This window comes from Arthrobacter sp. JCM 19049 (genome assembly GCF_001310435.1).
Window position 1 is genome coordinate 1 of sequence record NZ_BAXF01000615.1, and the last position, 1,133, is coordinate 1,133.

General features: G+C 68.2%; 1 protein-coding gene and 1 pseudogene. Both read right to left on the minus strand.

Going from position 1 to position 1,133, the window contains the following annotated elements; genetic code table 11:
- Positions 1-864: pseudogene (locus tag JCM19049_RS14965) on the minus strand (hypothetical protein); the annotation flags it as partial.
- Positions 865-924: 60 nt separating this feature from the next.
- Positions 925-1,133 (minus strand): hypothetical protein (locus JCM19049_RS21245; RefSeq protein ID WP_279403326.1); only part of this gene is annotated, 209 nt, incomplete at its 5' end.

The following is a 1,133-nucleotide window of genomic DNA, read 5'->3' on the forward strand; positions in this document are numbered from 1 at the left end:
CAGCACCTTGCGCAGCCGAACGATCTCGGCGCGCACCGTCCCGGCGGCGGCCGCATCCGGGAATTCGAAGAGCCGCTCGACCAGCTCGGCGTTGCTCAGCCCCGCGGGTGGGCGCCCAGCAGGGTGAGGATCTCGGCGTGGCGCAGCGAGATGGGCTGGCCAGACAGTTCCGGGCCCTCGCTGCGCCCAGATCCAGGAAGTCCCCGCTGTCCGGACGGTGGGCGGGCCCCGGCAGCAGCAGCTGGCTTTCGGCGGCCGCCACCGCGGCACGCAACAGCGGCAGGGAATGCACGGCGATGGCTCATCCCCGCCGGTCAGGTCCACCGCGCCGATGATCCGCCCGGTCTTCGGGTGGTGGATGGGCGCTGCCGAACAGTTCAGGTGATGCACGTGCTCGTACAGGTGCTCGGCCCCCGAAACCTGAACCCCGTCACCGGTGGCCAGCGCCAGCCCCGGGGCGGAGGTTCCCACCGAACTTTCGGCCCAGTTCGTGCCCGCGGCGAACCCCACCCGTTCGGCCCCGTCCGACGGAGGAGCCGCTGCCGGCCACCCACAGCAAGGTGCCCTGGCGTCGGCGAGCGCCACCAGCAGGTTCGCGTCGGTGGCGGCGGGCACCAGTAGCTTTTCGAACACGGGCCAAATCCGCTGCAGCTCACTGCGTTCGCGAGTCAACCGCAGCCGCTCATCACTGAGCACCGCCGGTTCGCGGCGGATCCCGGGAATGGACAGGGAGCGCTTCCAGGATTCGCGCACCACGTTGCGCAGCGGCAATGCGTCGATGTTCCCGGATTGGCTGCCAAGCATTTCGTGGGCGCGCGCCGCCTTGCGGGCCTCTGCCGTCCAGTCGATGACCGCTCCCCCCATGCCACTCCAAACCCCGAAGCGTAGACCCGTGCCTACAACTTTTGATCGTGGAACATCAGACTAGGGCAAATCCGCTGGCTTTTGAAGGGCGCCGCCGCCAGGGCGCGCACCGATGCGTGGTTCTTTTCCCGCAACAGTCCCACCTTGGGAGAGAATGACGATTAATCTCGTTCCCCAGTGATTGGACAACACCGTGAAGTTCACCTCCTTGCGCCGCGTTGCCGGCGCCGCTGTGCTGATGCTGCTGCCGCTGTCATCGCCGTGCCCGT